Origin of the sequence: Maridesulfovibrio bastinii DSM 16055 (assembly GCF_000429985.1) — a bacterium.
GTDB classification, from domain to species: domain Bacteria; phylum Desulfobacterota; class Desulfovibrionia; order Desulfovibrionales; family Desulfovibrionaceae; genus Maridesulfovibrio; species Maridesulfovibrio bastinii.
This window is the reverse complement of record NZ_AUCX01000006.1, coordinates 198,094-215,519: the sequence shown is the minus strand read 5'-3', so window position 1 is coordinate 215,519 and position 17,426 is coordinate 198,094. Positions and strand designations below refer to the sequence as shown.

General features: G+C 44.4%; 13 protein-coding genes. 12 read left to right on the top strand and 1 reads right to left on the bottom strand.

The genetic code is table 11. The features are described 5' to 3' along the window. Position 1 precedes the first annotated feature (1 nt). Positions 2-3,400: a response regulator gene (locus G496_RS0102025; protein WP_156900571.1), complete on the bottom strand. Its 3,399-nt coding sequence runs from the start codon at positions 3,398-3,400 to the stop codon at positions 2-4. A 1,138-nt stretch (positions 3,401-4,538) separates the two neighbouring features. Here G496_RS0102025 and G496_RS0102020 point away from each other — a divergent pair. From G496_RS0102020 to G496_RS0101960, 12 genes are all read left to right on the top strand, one after another. Next, a complete protein-coding gene (locus G496_RS0102020) occupies positions 4,539-5,744 on the top strand; it encodes an MFS transporter (protein WP_027177805.1) in 1,206 nt (401 codons plus the stop codon). Between the two features lie 378 nt (positions 5,745-6,122). Next, on the top strand, positions 6,123-7,466 hold the full coding sequence (locus tag G496_RS0102010; protein ID WP_027177804.1) for a Na(+)-translocating NADH-quinone reductase subunit A: 1,344 nt from the start codon (positions 6,123-6,125) through the stop codon (positions 7,464-7,466). Positions 7,467-7,471: 5 nt separating this feature from the next. Further along, positions 7,472-8,668 carry an NADH:ubiquinone reductase (Na(+)-transporting) subunit B gene (locus G496_RS0102005; RefSeq protein ID WP_051294767.1) on the top strand — a complete coding sequence of 399 codons (1,197 nt, stop codon included), beginning with the start codon at positions 7,472-7,474 and terminating at the stop codon, positions 8,666-8,668. Next, positions 8,661-9,440, top strand: coding sequence for a Na(+)-translocating NADH-quinone reductase subunit C (locus G496_RS0102000; protein WP_027177802.1), 780 nt, complete (start codon positions 8,661-8,663; stop codon positions 9,438-9,440). Before G496_RS0102005 ends, G496_RS0102000 begins: the two co-directional genes overlap by 8 nt. Beyond that, positions 9,433-10,056: an NADH:ubiquinone reductase (Na(+)-transporting) subunit D gene (locus tag G496_RS0101995; RefSeq protein ID WP_034632039.1), complete on the top strand. Its 624-nt coding sequence runs from the start codon at positions 9,433-9,435 to the stop codon at positions 10,054-10,056. Before G496_RS0102000 ends, G496_RS0101995 begins: the two co-directional genes overlap by 8 nt. Positions 10,057-10,066: 10 nt before the next feature. Beyond that, positions 10,067-10,675: an NADH:ubiquinone reductase (Na(+)-transporting) subunit E gene (gene nqrE / locus G496_RS0101990; protein ID WP_027177800.1), complete on the top strand. Its 609-nt coding sequence runs from the start codon at positions 10,067-10,069 to the stop codon at positions 10,673-10,675. 64 nt (positions 10,676-10,739) lie between these two features. After that, positions 10,740-11,966: an NADH:ubiquinone reductase (Na(+)-transporting) subunit F gene (gene nqrF, locus G496_RS0101985; RefSeq protein ID WP_027177799.1), complete on the top strand. Its 1,227-nt coding sequence runs from the start codon at positions 10,740-10,742 to the stop codon at positions 11,964-11,966. A gap of 98 nt (positions 11,967-12,064) precedes the next feature. Further along, positions 12,065-13,099: an FAD:protein FMN transferase gene (locus G496_RS0101980; protein WP_027177798.1), complete on the top strand. Its 1,035-nt coding sequence runs from the start codon at positions 12,065-12,067 to the stop codon at positions 13,097-13,099. Positions 13,100-13,110: 11 nt separating this feature from the next. Next, positions 13,111-13,314 (top strand): hypothetical protein, encoded by a 204-nt coding sequence (locus tag G496_RS18520; RefSeq protein WP_034632037.1) that lies wholly within the window; start codon positions 13,111-13,113, stop codon positions 13,312-13,314. Between the two features lie 18 nt (positions 13,315-13,332). After that, a complete protein-coding gene (locus tag G496_RS0101970) occupies positions 13,333-13,791 on the top strand; it encodes a hypothetical protein (protein WP_027177797.1) in 459 nt (152 codons plus the stop codon). Between the two features lie 207 nt (positions 13,792-13,998). Continuing rightward, positions 13,999-15,402, top strand: coding sequence for an anion permease (locus G496_RS0101965; RefSeq protein WP_027177796.1), 1,404 nt, complete (start codon positions 13,999-14,001; stop codon positions 15,400-15,402). A 689-nt stretch (positions 15,403-16,091) separates the two neighbouring features. Next, complete coding sequence (locus G496_RS0101960) at positions 16,092-17,375, top strand: reverse transcriptase domain-containing protein (protein ID WP_245577843.1); 1,284 nt, start codon at positions 16,092-16,094, stop codon at positions 17,373-17,375. Positions 17,376-17,426: the final 51 nt, after the last annotated feature.

Below are 17,426 nucleotides of genomic sequence, written 5' to 3'. Positions count from 1 at the left end.
ATTAATCCGTCTCCCGGGATGTAAGCCATGTGCGCACAGTTTTTATAAGTTCATCAGGTGCATAGGGCTTGGCTATATAGTCGTCACATCCGGCTTTGATGAAATTTTCTTTTTCACCATGCATAGCCCTTGCGGTTACGGCCAAAACAGGAATGGAGGCTGTATCGGGGTTGGCTTTGATTATTTTAGTTGCTTCAAGCCCTGTTATGCCGGGAAGATGTATGTCCATAAGAATCAGGTCCGGCTTTATTGAGAGGGCCAGTGGTATTGCTTCTTCTCCGGTTTCGGCTACGACAAGCTTTCCGGTATAGATATTAAGAACTTCTTTCAGAACCATTATGTTTTCAGCATTGTCCTCAACTGCCAGTATTGTGCTGTTTTCACCGAAAGGTTCATTGGTATTAATCTCAACATTTATTTCTCTCTGTTCTTCTGCCAGTGAATCTGTTTTGGCTTGTTTTGATTTTATTATCTCCTCAATTTTTTGAACCAAATCCAGAATCGTGATGTCATAATCTTCGTCGAGGAACACTATTTCATCATTACCTTCGGCGCGGACTTCTGCCCGGCCGGATATATTTTTGTCGGCAAGCTGTATTAATGGTAAAGCTGAGAGCTTTGGATCATTATATATTTTATGCAGTATTTTTTTGCTTTTTTCTTCATCACCGCAATCGAATATGATTATATCCGTTGCTTCAGGATTCGGGTAGTCGCTTTCACTGACATTAAAACCGGATTTCTCCATGCTATTGCGGAGCAGCGGGAGCTGCCGTGAATTTTCAGGCCCGGTTATGACCACTTTGAGAGACTGCTTTTTTTCCAGACCGGCGAGTATTGAGAGTAATTTTTCTTTGTTGGGCGGCTTGCTTAAATAGCCTGATGCTCCAAGTGCTGAAGCAGTGGTTTTGTCTTTTGCAATGGAAACAAGAATTACAGGAATTTTTTCTGTTTCAGCATTCTGTTTAAGAATCTGCAAAACCTCCCATCCGTCCATGCCCGGCATCAATATATCGAGTATGATAGCATAGAATTTGTTCTGGCTGGCTATTTTAACAGCAGACTTGCCTTCTTCACACTCAATTACGCCGTAACCGTTATCTTCGAGATATTTTCTGATCAGCTCACGGTGTGACTGCATGTCATCAACAACTAATATTTTTTTGGAATTATTCTTTGTTTCAGGTTTATCCGGGACTAAGCAAATATCATCCTTGCTCTCGGTGCAGTAGTTAATCTTTACATAAAATTTAAAAGAACTGCCGTTGTTATCTGATGACTCCACGGAAATATCCCCGCCAAGCATCTGGGCAAACTTTTTGCTTATGGACAGCCCCAGCCCGGTTCCTTCATGTTTCTTGGAAGCTGAACCATCCACCTGTTGGAATTCTCCAAAGATATAGTCTCGCTGATCCTGAGGGATTCCTATACCGGTATCTGATACTGTAAATACGGCATTATCATTTTCTCTTTCAAGGTTGATGCTGATGCTGCCTTCTTCAGTAAATTTCACCGCGTTTGAGCATAAGTTTAATAAAATCTGTAGGATTTTATATCTGTCGGAATTTATTTCGCCCCTGAAAAGTAGTTCTGATTGTAGGGCAAGTCCTTTTTTATTTGCTAAAGGCGTTATAGTTTCAAGAACTTCGCTTACAACGTCTTCTGCTGTGAATCTGGTGATAGCAACTTCCATCTTGCCTGATTCTATTTTGGAAAGGTCAAGAATTTTACTTATCAATGAAAGTAACAGTCGACCGTTTTTTTCAATAACTGTAATATATTCCTTCTCTTTCGGGTTAAGGTGCTTTGCTCTGCGCTCAAGCATCAGTTGCGATAAAGCCAGAATGCTGTTCAACGGAGTACGCAGCTCGTGGCTCATGTTGGAAAGAAATTCTGATTTGAGTCTATCCGATTGTTGAACCTGCTCCTGCTTTATCTCCAGCTCATGTTTCTGCTTTTCAAGCTGTCTGGCTAGTTCGGTCAGCGTAAGGGTTTGCGATTCAAGCTCAGTTGTTTTATCGGCCAGCTCCTGATTACGCTTTGATAATTTTCTGTTTATTTCCTCATTTTCAACTTTCTTCTGTTTCAACATTTCGTTGGATGCGCTGGTTTCTTTGTATAGCTCATCAATCTGGGTTCTATTGTTGATTGAGTTCAGGCTTCCGGCAAGAAATGATCCTGAAAACCTGATGAATTCTGCTTCGATTTCAGTGAAAGATTCCATTTTGGCGAATTCCGCAACACCAACCAGTTCATTTTTGTATATAAGAGGAATGATTAGTACTGAATGCGCGATCATTTCTCCGGAATATGAAAAGCTTGAAGGTGGATTGGTTATATTCCCGGTAAGATATATTTCCTTCATATCTTTGGCCACCTGACCGACAAGTCCATGCCCGGCAGGAATTCTGCTTATTTCATTATCATTGTTATCCAGACTGTACGAAGCGATTAAGACAGAATCACCGGTTGATTGCTCGGATTTAAATACGGCTGCAATTCCGGCATTAATTTTTTTGGACATATAGCTTAACGTCTCGGAAAACATTGCCATTGATGATATGTCCATGAGCCGCTGGTTTAATTCGTTTATCCCGTCTCTCAACCAGAGTTGTCTGTTAATGGCTCCAATGAGGCTGTTAAAATTTTTGGCGAGATCGGTTATTTCGTTATTTCCAGCTTCATTCACTTCCACCAGCTGGTTCAGCTCTTCATTTCTTTTCAGCACTATTTTAAGTTCAGTGATCCTTCCGACAATATGTTTCATGACAATCCATGAAAAGAAAATGAGCGCAAGGATAAGAAAGGCGAGCATGTACCTTGTATTCTGCGCGATATGTTTTTGCACTTTATTGGCATTCTGCATAAAGCCGTCTGCTTTATTACGGGCGTATCCGGTCAGTTCTTCCATTTTGCGCTCAAGCATTCTTGCGTAATCGTCGCCTTCAGTCCTGTTTATTTCAAGAGCTTCCAGTCTTTTACCCTCTTGGAGGCTAGATATTATTTTATCCCGTAAAGTTTTCCACTCGGAGAAAGATTGGCTTGCTGCAACAACAAGCTGGTAACCGCGTTCGCCTAAAATATATTTTTTAAGAATTGCAAGCTGATCGTAAACCCGCTCTTCTTCCTGATTAATTTTTAGAATTATTTTGTTAAAGAGGTGTACTTCCTTTGTGTTCGCTAGCGATTCCATGTCGCGCTGCATTCGTATTATATCTGACTGGGCTGTGAGGGCTGCGTTTGAAACACGTAGAGGGTGGTTATAAAGTGTGCTGGTCAGTTCTCCCAGAGTATTCATTCCTGACATACTGAATACACCGAAAGAAATTGTAATCATTGTTATCAGACCGAACGTTCCCAGCATGCTGGAGCTTAAGCTTAACTTATCAATTATGCTCATTGTATGATCTTCCAGTTTAAATATTGCAGAGATCAGCTTATTTTGTATTGATAATATCAGCTTTTTTATTAAGTGCAAAATAATTTTGAAATAAGGGATGCTGTAATCGTGCGGAGTTAGATTTTTTATTAGATATCTATTTATTTTATAATCTTTCTTAGGATTTAAGCTTTTGGAAAAGGCTTTATAAATTGATGCTGGAAACAAAAAAGACGGCCTTTCAGTATTTAAATACTGAAAGGCCGTCTTTTTCAGAAGTACGGATTTCTAGGTCTACAGTTTTCTGCAGGACTGCACAGTGCACAGAGCACAGTCCCCAGTGTCCAATAAAGCTGCATCCCGGCAGAGGCCGTACTTTTCGGAATGGTTGCAGAGCGTCACAATCATCGGAAAGGAAACAAGTATTCCGGTCGAAGCCCTTTTTCGTCCGAAAATAACTTAAAGTTCCATTGTGGAGCTTTCTTTCAAAGATTGTGAACGTCCCCAAAACTATTCCTGTTCCGCGTGCAGGCTTTTCAGCCCGCGTTGAAGGATGAGTCTCACTGAAAATACAGGCATTACTTCAGAGAAACTCGGAGGAGAGGAGTTGTTCCTTTTCTACACACTACCGGAGTAGATATATTAATTTCGTTTAAAGGTTCTTATTTATGTCCCACTCGGATTAATACGCAGAATTTACCCATCGCAGGATACTTGTTATGAGCAAAATAAATGCCAAGAAATCTTTTTCAGTTTTTTTAGTGTGTTATGCAGAAAGGTTGATTTGTACCGGGGACACTCTTGTAAATTGATGACTCACTTCTGCGAGAAAAAGCTCCTGTTTGTTAATTTACCTCCAAATTAAAATTAATATTTACAGTATGTTATTATAGTAGATAACCTTTTGACCCATCTTATGACCCCAATTGAGTCAGATTGCCCCTTCTCCTGACGCAAAAAAGGTTGATAAAATTTGTATATTCAAATTTTATCGCCAGTGAAGTTTTGTAAGTCTGAAAGAAACTGAGGCTATTGCAGTTATAGCGCATATAAAGATCTCAATCCATAAAAATATTCAAACTGGAAGATGTTTGCATTTAACTGTAACGAATGAAGACATAGAACCTGATAATATGATTGAGTAATGTTAGGAACACATGTGAAAAAAACAGATCTTTTCTGGAGGGACAGCTTAAAGCAGTGTTCTCCTGTCGGACGAAGAGCCGTGGCAGCGGTTCTCGGATCGGCTTTTTTTTCGACCCTCGGAGTAGGGGCCTATACATTTGCTTTGTCATTGACTGCGGGTTCGTCAGGACTTTCCCCTTCATGGCTCGGGCTTGCTTTTTCAGGATATTTTCTGGCCAGACTTATACTTGCCCCTGTTGCCGGTTATTGTGCGGACTATATCGGGGCGGTGCCGCTTGTGCTTGGTGCGGCCGGGCTCGGGGCCTTATCGTGTGTTTCCTATATATTATATCCTTCACTTGAATTTTTGGGGCTCATTCAGATTTGTCTTGGATTCTGCTCGGGGATAATAAAACCGGTGAGCATGTCCATACTCGGGGAATATGCCCCTGAAAGTAACCGGGGCAGACTTTTCGGAGCTTATAACAGCTGTCTCTATGCTTCATTTGTGCTCGGGCCGCTGCTTGGAGGAGCTGTTGTAAAACTTAATACCGGGATAGGGCTTACAACTGTGCTTATTCCGGCAACGGGTATGGGGATATCTTTTCTGCTGTTTCTGCCTGCGGTGGGGAAATCATTAAAGGCCGGGAAGAAAAAGAAAAAAGAATATTCCGGGTTTCGATGGCGTGATCCGGGCTTCATTTCTCTGCTTCTGGCTGTCTTCGGCAGAACACTTGGGGCCTCCGTTGTAATTGCCTTTCTGCCACGGCTGCTTTCCGAGCGGTTTTTATTGGGAGCATTTTCAGCAGGAATTCTTTTTGCCCTGCCTAATGTCGCTATTCTCATAGGCATGCCTTTTACCAGTGGCTGGGCTGATACACGCGATAAACGCGGGCTGACTTTTCTGGGAATGGGGCTTTGTTCAGCCTGTCTTTTTGGATACGGACAGGCTGTTCCATTATGGGTGCTGGTCCTTCTGGTCGCCATGATGGGCTTCGGTTCAGCGCTGTCTCTTCCTGCGTCAATGTCTCTGGCTGCCGATATGGGGCCATCAAAGGGCAGTGTGATGGGAATTTTTCTGGGCGTTTCAAACCTTGGCTTTGTGCTTGGTCCCGGACTGGCCGGTTTTGCCGCTGAGTATGGGAGCATCTCAGACTCGTTTGAGCTTGCTGCGCTTGTCGGAGGAATGTGTCTGCTGCCTATTTTCCTTTTACTCAGCAAAAGATTGAATACTGAATAATAGCTCCCTGATTCAGGGTAATTTTATACTTATATATTTTAGTGTCATTTTTACCCATTAGTGGTTTTGCAATGTTTACGGCGTGTTTCACGCCGGTGACTAATTTTTTTAAAATATCTTTTAATAATCGGGTGATAAATATCACTACTTTATGAGAAAATTTTCACTATCTCTTGACGCAGATCACTGTTATCTGTAACTTAAATTTCACGCAGAATTCTTCGATTTTTCCCACTCATTTTGAATTTCACATTCAAAAGAATCGAAGGAAAATATACCCATCACAGGATACACCAAGGTGTTCGCACCGTGGCGTGCAGTCTTGACTGCACCCCAGTTTAAAGCCCGTAAAACCTTTAGGGACAAGGTGTATTCTCCATGATTAAACTTAAAAAAGGACTCGACATTCCTATCTCGGGCGGGCCGTCGGAGGATTTCTACGAAGCAAATCCACCACGGTATGTAGCCGTTCTCGGAAGCGATTACGTCGGTATGAAACCGACTATGGTTGTTTCCGAGGGTGACACAGTCAAGCTCGGGCAAACGATCTTCATTGACAAGAAGATCGAAGGCGTCGCTTTCACCGCACCGGGAGCAGGCAAGGTAATTGCCATCAACCGTGGTGAACGCAGGGCCTTGCAGTCTGTGGTTATTGAACTGGACGAAAGCGTCGGGGCTGAAGAGTTTCCGGCTTATGACCGGGATAAGCTTCTCGGCCTGAACCGTCAGTGCGTTGTGGACACGCTCGTTTCTTCGGGCATGTGGACTGCGCTGCGGACCCGTCCGTTCAGTAAAAGTCCGGCACTTGATTCCGTGCCCCATTCCATTTTTGTAACGGCTATGGATACCAATCCTCTGGCCGCAAACCCCGAAGACATCATCTGGAAAAATCCTGATGCATGGCAGGACGGCCTTAAGGTTCTGACAAATCTGACGGAAGGTGAGCTGCATGTCTGCATAGCTGATGGCAGCAACATCCCCATGATCAGGAAAGTCGACATTCAGACCTTCTGCGGACCTCATCCGGCAGGACTTGCCGGAACCCACATCCATTTCATTGATCCGGTTGGACCGAGTAAATCGGTCTGGTACATCAACTATCAGGACGTAATCGCCATAGGTAAGCTTTTTACCACCGGCCAGCTTTTTACCGACCGTTATGTCTCCCTTGCCGGACCGATGGTCAAACGTCCCAGAATAGTTAAAACCAGACTCGGTGCTGGTATCACTGAAATTATCAGCGGCGAGATAAAAGACGGCGATGCCAGAATTATCTCAGGTTCAATCCTGTCCGGCTTCAAGGCTGACGGACCTCTTGCCTATCTCGGACGTTTTCATAATCAGATAACAGCGGTTCCCGAAGGCGGAAAAAGAGATTTCATGGGCTGGATGGCTCCAGGTCGTGATAAATTCTCGTTCAAGCCTGTGTTCATGTCGGCTTTCAGTAAAAAGAAGAAAGAATTTGATTTCAATACTCTTCTTGGTGGAAGTCACAGGGCTATTTTCCCGACAGGAGCTTTTGACGATGTCATGCCTATGGATATTCTTCCTACATATCTGGTGCGTGCAATGGCAGTGATGGATTCTGATGAAGCTCAGGCCCTTGGCTGTCTGGAACTCGATGAGGAAGATGTAGCTCTGCTGTCCTTTGTGGACTGCGGTAAAAATGATTTCGGAAAAATGCTGCGTGAGGTCCTGAACCTTATCGAGAAGGAAGGATAGGGCTTATGAGTATATTTAAAAAAATGCACAAGGCAGTCACCGAAAACGAGAAGTACAAAAAATACTATCCGATCTATGAAATGGTGGACACCTTTCTGTTTTCACCTCTTGAAACCAGTTCGGGGGCTCCACACGTCCGCGATTCCATAGATCTGAAACGTGTTATGATTACCGTGGTATTCGCTCTTATACCATGTTTCTACATGGCAATGTGGAATACCGGTTATCAGGCCAACTCCGCTCTTGTCGCTGCCGGACTTCAATCCGGAGAAGGCTGGCGCTGGAGTTTTATGCACGCCATGGGACTTGCTGCAAATCCTGACAGCTTCGGGGCAAACATCATCCTCGGCGCGCTGTACTTCTTTCCTATATATATAGTCTGCAATATCGCAGGTGGTTTCTGGGAAACCCTTTTTGCAATAGTACGCAAACATGAAATCAACGAGGGTTTTCTTGTAACCGGTTCACTTATTCCTCTTATTGTTCCTCCGCAGATTCCATTGTGGCAGGTAGCTCTTGCTACCAGCTTCGGTGTTGTCATCGGTAAAGAAATATTCGGTGGAACAGGTAAGAACATTCTCAACCCCGCTCTTCTCGCAAGGGCCTTTCTCTTCTTTGCCTATCCTGCCCATATTTCCGGTAACAGCTGCTGGGTAGCCGTTGACGGTTATTCCGGTGCTACTCCTCTGGCTCTGGCCTCAGGCGGTGGACTTCAGGCTGTTATGGCAAAATATTCATGGTGGGACTGCTTTATCGGAACCATTCCCGGTTCACTTGGTGAAACTTCGACACTGGCCTGCCTTATCGGTGGTGTTGTGCTGATCATCACCGGTATAGCATCATGGCGCATCATGGTCTCCATTCTCGCCGGCGCATTCACAATGGCTATTATTTTCAATGCCGTTGGAAGTGCCACAAACCCGATGATGGCTGTCAGCCCTCTCTGGCATCTTGTAATGGGTGGACTCGCTTTCGGTACAGTCTACATGGCTACCGATCCGGTCTCGTCATCCATGACGCCGAAAGGGCAGTTCTATTACGGGGCATTAATCGGGGTCATGATCATTCTGATCCGTACGGTCAACCCGGCCTACCCGGAAGGTGTCATGCTGGCGATTCTCTTCGGTAACGTGTTTGCTCCGCTGATCGACCATTTTGTAATGCGGGCCAACATAAAGAGAAGGATGGTGCGCAGTGTCTAACGATTCCACGAAAAAAGTGTTCACTGTGGCGTTTTCTCTGTGCCTTGTCTGCTCGCTGCTGGTTTCCGTTGCCGCTGTCGGTCTGAAATCAATTCAGGAAGGCAACAAGGTCAAGGAACGCAAGGAAAATATCCTGAAAGCTGCGGGAATTTACGATGAAGACGTTCCCGTCAATGAACTTTATAAAAAAATTGAAGCAAAAGTAGTCGATCTGTCCACAGGTGAATATGTGGATATGGATGCCGCTTCCTTTGACCAGCGTAAAGCTGCCAAGGATGCTGAAACCAGCATCAAAATTCCCGCAGGACATGATAAAGCAGGCATAGTCAGACGTTCAAAATATGCCAGTGTTTATCTGCTTAAAGATGGCGGGAAACTGAAGCGCGTCATTCTGCCTATTCATGGTAAGGGACTCTGGTCCACAATGTATGGATTTATCGCTATCGCTCCCGATTTCAACACCGTCAAGCAGTTTGGATTCTATGAACATGCTGAAACACCCGGACTCGGCGGAGAAGTTGACAATCAGAAATGGAGAGATCTGTGGGTCGACAAAAAGATATATAGTGCCGACGGAAAGCCGATCATTGATGTGATTAAAGGTCATGTCACTGCCGAAGATCCGAAAGCGGCTTATAAAGTTGACGGCCTTGCCGGCGCAACTTTGACATCACGCGGTGTTGCTCATCTGGTTCAGTACTGGCTCGGTGAAGACGGTTTTGAACCATACTTAAAGAGACTCGCCGCTGAGAGAGGTGACCAAAATGGCTAAATTCAAGGAAGTCCTTCTCAAACCGATTCTGGAGGATAACCCTATTGCAGTGCAGATCCTGGGTATCTGCTCCGCTCTTGCGGTTACCACCAAGCTGGAAACAGCTTTCGTTATGAGTCTCGCGGTTATGTTTGTTACCGCTGCATCAAATGCTTCTGTCAGTGCGATAAGACAGCATATCCCTTCAAGCATACGTATCATCGCGATGATGACCATCATCGCAACGCTGGTTATTATTGTTGACCAGTTCCTGAAAGCGTTTGCCTATGGAGTAAGTAAACAGCTCTCGGTTTTTGTCGGGCTGATTATTACCAACTGCATCGTTATGGGACGTGCTGAAGCTTTCGCCATGCAGAATGATCCGAAAATAAGCTTTGCTGACGGACTCGGAAACGGCCTTGGTTACGGACTTGTACTGATGACTGTAGCTCTTTTGCGTGAGTTTTTCGGCTCCGGCAAAATCTTCGGACTCAGTATATTAAAGCTCGGCTCCGAAGGCGGCTGGTATGAACCTAATGGTCTTATGCTGCTTCCGCCCAGTGCCTTTTTCATTATTGGTCTGCTTATCTGGTCGGTAAACGTCTATGACAAGCGGAAGAAAGGCAACAAGCGCTAAGGAGTGAGCCATGGAACATCTGATTAATATCTTTGTTAAGTCCATCTTTATTGAAAATATGGCTCTGGCTTTCTTTCTCGGCATGTGCACCTATCTTGCCGTGTCGAAGAAAGTCGCAACAGCCTTGGGACTCGGTGTTGCTGTTGTCGTTGTTATGACCATAACAGTGCCGGTCAATAACCTCTTATATAACTACTTCCTGAGAGAAGGCGCTTTAGCATGGGCCGGTTTTGATAATACCGACCTGACCTTTGTCGGACTGATCTCCTACATCGGTGTTATCGCGGCGATCGTCCAGATTCTGGAGATGGCTCTCGATAAGTATGTGCCATCGCTGTATAACGCGCTGGGTATCTTCCTGCCGCTTATCACAGTTAACTGCGCTATTCTCGGAGCTTCACTCTTTATGGTCGAACGTGATTACAACTTTGCGGAATCCGTTACCTTCGGTCTCGGTTCCGGTATAGGTTGGGCTTTGGCCATTGTTGTTCTGGCCGGTGTGCGTGAAAAAATGAAGTATTCGGATGTGCCCGAAGGACTTCAGGGACTTGGAATCACTTTTATTGTTGTTGGACTTATGTCCTTCGGTTTCCTGTCCTTTTCCGGAATCCAGATGTAGGTGTATCGGGCGTTATTTGACGTCACTTGTTAGAGAACAGTCAAACTATGGGAAGTGAAAGACCATGGTTGAAATAATACTCGGTGTAGTAATGTTTACCGGCGTGGTTCTTGCGCTGTGTGTGTTCATTCTGCTTGCCCGGGCTAAACTTGTCCCGAGCGGCGAGGTGAGCATTGAAATTAATGGTGATCCGGAAAAGACTCTTGAAGTCAGACCCGGAGCTAAATTGCTTGGCGCGCTGGCTGAAAAGGAAATCTACGTTCCATCCGCATGCGGTGGCGGTGGTTCCTGCGGACAGTGCAAATGCAAAGTCCATGAAGGCGGTGGTGATATTCTGCCCACGGAAACTTCACATATAAGCAAGCGTGAAGCCCGTGAAGGAGTCCGCCTCGCCTGTCAGGTAAACGTCAAGCAGGACATGAAAATAGAAGTCCCGGCTGAAATCTTTGATATCAAGAAATGGGAATGCACGGTTAAATCCAACATTTCCCGCGCTACTTTTATTAAAGAACTCACCCTTGAGCTTCCGGCAGGAGAAAATGTTGACTTCCGCGCCGGTGGTTACATCCAGATCGAAGCTCCGGCTCACACTATCCACTACAAGGATTTTGAAGTCGGCGAGAAGTTCAAGGAAGACTGGGATAAATATAACCTCTGGCGTTATACGTCAGTAGTTAAAGAACCGATCATCAGGGCTTATTCAATGGCAAACTATCCCGGTGAAAAGGGTATCATCATGCTTAATGTGCGTGTATGCCCACCACCGCCGTTTGCTCCTGATGCCCCTCCCGGACAGATGTCCTCGTTCATATACGGTCTAAAACCCGGTGACAAAGTTACTATTTCAGGTCCTTACGGCGAGTTCTTTGCCCGTGATACTGATGCTGAAATGATCTTTATCGGCGGTGGTGCAGGTATGGCTCCTATGCGTTCACATATCTTCGACCAGCTGAAACGTCTGGATACAAAACGTAAGATCAGCTTCTGGTACGGTGCCCGCAGTCTGCGTGAGATGTTCTATGTTGATGAGTTTGACAAACTTGCCGAAGAGCATCCCAACTTCAGCTGGCATGTTGCTTTGTCCGATCCACTTCCTGAGGATAACTGGACAGGCAGTACCGGATTTATTCATCAGGTCTTGTATGATAACTATATTAAACAGCATCCCGCACCTGAAGATTGCGAATTCTATATGTGCGGACCGCCGATGATGGCTTCTGCCGTTGTTGATATGCTGATTTCGCAGGGCGTTGAAAGAGAAAACATCATGTTTGATGATTTCGGCGGCTAATACGGAAAAAGTCTATATGTGGTAAATATACGGGCCGGGATTTTACCCGGCCCGTGAAAGTAACAATCAGTTTTGATGGGTTTGAGAAAGGGAAGTTTATGAAGATGTTGCCGGGAATATTCCGAAGCTGGTTTGTCCTGCTTGCTTTTATCCTAGTGCTTGGTGGCTGCAGTGACGGGTCAAAACCAGTGAGACTCAAAGGAAAAGCGATAGGAACATATTATTCTGTTGTCGCTTACGGAGTTCCGCAGGGAATCTCCGCTGATGATTTGAGTAAAGGGATTGATAAGGTCGTTTCAGACATAAACTCGGTAATGTCACTTTTTGAAAAGGATTCGGAACTTTCACGTTTTAATGCCTACCAGAAGTCGGACTGGTTTCCGGTTTCGGCAGAAATGGAAAAGGTTGTTCAGACGGCGAAAGATGTTAACAGGGAAACCGGGGGAGTTTTTGATATAACAATTGCCCCTCTGGTCAATTTATGGGGATTCGGACCGGATAAACGGCCTGAAAAAATTCCGTCGGAAGCTGAAATTAAAACAGCAATATCTGAAATGGGATCACAGTATATTGAAACCCGTTTACAACCTCCGGCAATACGCAAACTAAATCCTGATATTACACTGGATTTAGCTGCAATAGCCAAAGGGTATTGTGTTGATAAGGTCAGCAACTGGCTTGAAAAACAGGGCGTAACCGCTTCTATGGTTGAAATAGGCGGAGAAATAAGAACCAGAGGTATGAAACCGGATGGTTCTCTATGGCGGATAGCTGTGGAGAAACCGGTAAGCATGGAACGCTCGGTGGAAGCTGTTATCGCTTTTACTGATAAATCAATGGCAACCTCGGGTGATTACCGCAACTATTTTGAGGATGGCGGAATTCGGTATTCCCATATCATCGACCCGACAACAGGGCGTCCGATTTCCCATAAACTTGTTTCAGTGAGTGTTATGGACGACACCTGCATCCGCGCTGATGCTCTGGCCACGGGACTAATGGTTCTCGGACCGGAGAAGGGCGTTGAATTTGCAAAAAAAATGAATCTGCCTGCGTTTTTCATCGTGAAGACTTCTGACGGGTTCGCTGAGTTCGTAACAGGGAATTTCCCCAAACATGAAAAGTTAAATTAAGGGGTACTTCTATGACGACACTTATGCTGACAGCTATAATTTTTGTGATTGCCTTTGCCGGTCTGGCTGTAGGAATCATTTTTAAACGCGGTTGTATTCGCGGTTCATGCCATGGCAGTATTCAATCAGGTGATGGTTCGGGATGCAGATGCGGGAAATACGATTTCGATAAGAAATGCAATGATAAGAATAATTCACCGAGGCCGTTTTTATAAAGCGACCGGGAGAAAAATATGACCCAGGTTCAAACTGCAAAGGATGTGATAGAGCAGACAAAAGCTTTTCACCATAAATTAAGTTCGTTCTACAAGAATCTCGCTGAGTCGGTTGAAAAAGAAAGAGTCAAGCTTGTTCTGGAATATATGAGTCGGCATCAGGAAAATATAGCCTGCATCATGGCAGATTATGAGTCAGAAGTTTCGGAACGCGTTCTAAATACTTGGATGATGTTCGCAGCCAAGGAATGTGACCTTAGTCCGTTTTTTGATGCTGAACTCAAAGAAGATATGACCGCTCAGGAAGCTATTGAAGTAGCAATAAAAGTTGACGGATGTATTCTTGATACCTACAAGGCCATGCTTGGTAGGGAAGTTCCTGACGATGTCAGTTCTGTTTTTGAGGATCTTCTTAAACTTGAGGAACGTGAAAAAATTAAAATGGCTAAAGCCGCTCTCAACATTGAGACCTTGTAACCAGATATAATTCTGATAATCTCTATTTCAGAGTCTGAGTCCCCTGTTTTGTTTTAAAAGCAAAGCAGGGGATTTATTTTTTGAAAGAAGCCACCATGAATTGGAATTTGTTGACCAAAATTAATTATTATGTGCATAATGGTTATAGGACTGTTTTCTTAGGTGTGAAGTCTGGTTCTCAGAAAATCAAAACAGGTGGTGGCTGTTATGGATTTACTGAAAAAATTTTCTCCGGTGATTGTTGCTATTCTCATTGCCTTGATTCCTACTCCGGAAGGCTTGCAAGCGGATGCATGGTATTTTCTCAGCATTTTTATCGGAGTGGTCGTGGGCCTTATAGTTGAACCTGTTCCAGCTGCTCTTGTGGGACTTATAGGAGTCTCAACCGTTGCCATGCTCGGTCTTGTTGCTCCCGGTGCGACAGCAAACCGCAACTGGGCCTTGTCCGGTTTTTCCAATGGAGTCATCTGGCTTATTTTTTCGGCCTTCATGTTTGCCCTCGGCTATCAGAAAACAGGTCTTGGAAAAAGAATCAGCCTGCTGTTGATAAGATACCTAGGAAAAAACACCCTTGGACTGGGCTACGCCGTAGCTTTTTCAGACCTGATCCTGTCCCCGTTCATGCCGTCAAATACAGCAAGAAGTGCAGGGACAATCTATCCCGTAGCCAGTAATATACCGCCAATGTTCGGCTCATACCCTGATAATGAACCCAGAAAGATGGGCGCATATCTTACATGGGTCGCATTTGCTTCTACATGCGTTACCAGCTCCATGTTTTTAACCGCCCTTGCTCCAAATCTTCTGGCTGTGGACATGTTTGCTCAGGGAACCGGGCATACCATTCAGTGGGGTGAATGGGCCAAAACCATGATACCGGTGATGCTTCCGCTGTTCATCATAACTCCGTGGCTGGCCTTTGTTATCTATCCGCCAACGCAGAAACATTCTCCCGAGGCTCCAAAGTGGGCTGCTCAAGAACTCTTGGAAATGGGAAGTATCAGCCGAAAAGAGCTGATGATGCTGGGCTACGCCGTTGTTGCTTTGTTTTTCTGGATATTCGGTAAAGAAATAGGTGTAAACGGAACCGTCGCCGCTGTGTTTGTGCTTTCACTGATGGTCCTTAGCGGTATCATCACCTGGGAGGATGTTATCAGAAACAAAGGCGCATGGAATGTTCTGGTGTGGTTTGCCACACTTGTTTCCATGGCCAGCGGCTTGAAAAAAACAGGTATCCTTAAGTGGATAGGTGATCTTGTCTCAATCTATCTACAGGGATTGCCACCCGGTACTGTAGCTATTCTGCTTATCGTTTTGTTTTTTGTGCTGCATTACTTTTTTGCCAGCACAACAGCTCATACCACAGCACTTCTGCCACTTTTTATAGCTATAGCCTCACCGATGATTTCACCGGAAATCATGCCGAAGCTGACTTTGATGCTGGCTGCATCCCTTGGAGTAATGGGAATAATCACTCCCTATGCAACAGGCCCTGCTCCTATCTGGTATGGCGCGGGATTCATCAGTCAGGCCAGATGGTGGGCTTTAGGTGGGATTTTTGGATTGATCTATCTGGGCTCTATGATTGTAGCGACAATATTTTATATTTAGTCAATTGGTCCTGCTGCCATTCTAAACTGGAATCAGCCTTGACTGCCGTGTCGGAAGCGGCGGTCAAGGCTGATTCTACCGGCTTGGCAAGCTGGACTAATTTTTTAATGTCTTAACGTGGAACCAATCTGGAGATCACTCCAACCCGTGCGGATTGCTTGATCAGTTCGAGACGTATGATCCGTCGCAGGTGGACAAGTGGATTGAGAAAGAGAAAGAGCTGTAAAACATAGAATCTCTAAAATGAAAGACCCACCGGTTTTCAGGTGGTCTTTTGGGTTTTCTGAGTCCAGACTATTTGTGGTTAAACCTTAGGAGAACAGGGTGTCAATTTAACCTTTATTAAACTCTAGATCGACAGCTAATTAGCTCGCTGAGATTGTTCACGTTGTGTATACTCTAGATGGACTTGTCCCCCGATGTCTCTCAAGCTACCCACCTTAAAAACGCTGCTCAGTGGTCCAATAAAGTGGCCTCATTTCTCATTGTTGTCTCTTGAGCTCTTGAATTAGATGGGTGAAAGGTGTACCAGATTTAGGTTATTTGTGCTCACGTTGAATATGACTTATTTTCAACCCTAGATTATTATGCAACTGTCTGAAAAATATAAAGAATATTTCTACACTTCTGCGTTGTTAGAAATTTATGAGTCTAAGGTTAAGCCTAAGTCTGGCCGGGGGCTTGATAGGATGTCAATTGTTGATTTTGACCGGAAAAAAGAGTTTCATTTTTCAGTAATCAGCTCGAAGTGCATAAGTGGGACTTATAAGTTTACACCCTACTTGCAGAAGCTAATCGTAAAATCTGCCTGCGAACGCCCTCGGATGATTTCTATACCCACCGTGCGCGATAAAGTGGTCTTAACAACTCTTAACAGAATTTTGCAGGACGTAATGCCGGATTTCGTTAATCGCGAACACCCTAATCTTAAAATAAGAAATCTATCAGACTATATGGGAGGCTCTGGAACTTGCGGGAAAAAGTTGTCTTTAAATAGGATAGATATTAAAGGTTTTTATGATAATTTGAACCGTGACAGATTGAAAGATATACTTCGCACTAAAATGAATGATGATGCGTTGGTTAGTTTGCTGTTGAAGGCTATCAATAATATCTCTGTACCCAACGGATATCATAAGGAAGAAAGGTCAAAATACAAGGAGTCGCAGAAAAATGGAGTCCCTCAAGGGCTGCCAATATCGAACATCCTTGCTGAGGCGTATTTAGAAGAGTTTGATGCGGTTTTGACGCGCTCTTCAAACTATTATGATCGGTATGTCGACGATATAGTTGCCATCACAGATGTTGATGATTTTGAGGAGCAGTGTTTGGAGCTGTTTTCGGAGTTGAGGCTTGAATTGAATGTAGAAAAATCAAGTTTTGACTGCAGCTTGAACAATCTTGATTTTCTTGGGTATAAATTTGTTAATGGGTACGTATCTGTTAGGGATAGCTCTTTCGAGAGATTCTTGCGGTCTATTTCGATGATGTTTGTTCGTTTGAGAAAGGCGATAGGAATAGATAGACGAAAAGAAAAACTAAGGCAGCTTGGTATCGAGAATATTGAGGCGGCTTTTATTGAAGATTTAAATGTCAAGATTAGTGGAGCCAGATTTAAAAGCAAAAGATATGGTTGGATACAGTACTTTTCTGAAATCAACGACATGAGTAAATTAAATATTATAGATAGTCATGTGGCCCGTGAGTTGGGCCGATGCTCTTTTTTTAGAAGCCTTCCAAAAGTTAAAAAGGCTACTCGCGCGTATTTCGAATTGAAATACAATTGGCGCGACTCGGAGTATTTTTTTGACTACGAAACAGATGATATAGAAGTAAAGCACAGGTGGTTAAGAAGGCGTGGGCTAGCAAAAGTTTCTTTTTCCACCGACGAAATCGATCGGCTTTATGACTATCATGTAGGAAAATTTCTTAATCAGATGGAGACTGATTTGGGAGTTGATTACCATATTTAGGAGGGGAGGGGCTTAGGCCATACCCGCTGCCAAGTTCGCTTGGTATCGGCT